This is a genomic window from Micromonospora sp. LOL_025, assembly GCF_048060285.1.
Taxonomy (GTDB): domain Bacteria; phylum Actinomycetota; class Actinomycetes; order Mycobacteriales; family Micromonosporaceae; genus Micromonospora.
In genome coordinates this window covers 1-423 of the sequence record NZ_JBHMIR010000134.1, presented here as the reverse complement: position 1 = coordinate 423, position 423 = coordinate 1, and the positions used below count along the sequence as shown (strand labels likewise).

At 73.5% G+C, this 423-nt stretch carries 1 protein-coding gene; it reads left to right on the top strand.

What is annotated here, in order from left to right; genetic code table 11:
- The coding region (locus tag ACFHW0_RS31820; protein WP_416613326.1) for a beta-ketoacyl synthase N-terminal-like domain-containing protein at nucleotides 1-423 on the top strand (423 nt) is incomplete at both ends.

The following is a 423-nucleotide window of genomic DNA, read 5'->3' as shown; positions in this document are numbered from 1 at the left end:
GCAGGCGTTGCGCAGTGGTGAGTGTGATCTGGCGTTGGCCGGTGGTGTGACGGTGATGGCGACGCCGGGGACGTTCATCGAGTTCTCGCGGCAGCGTGGTCTGTCGGCCGACGGCCGGTGCAGGTCGTTCGCGGCGTCGGCGGACGGCACGGGCTGGTCCGAGGGCGTGGGCGTGCTGCTGGTGCAGCGCCTCTCCGACGCCCGGCGCGAGGGCCGGCGGATCCTGGCGGTGGTACGCGGGTCGGCGATTAACCAGGACGGCGCGTCGAACGGGTTGACGGCGCCGAACGGTCCGTCGCAGCAGCGGGTGATCCGGCAGGCGTTGGCGAACGCGCGCCTGACCCCGGCCGACGTGGACGCCGTCGAGGCGCACGGCACCGGCACCACGCTCGGTGACCCGATCGAGGCGCAGGCGCTGCTGGC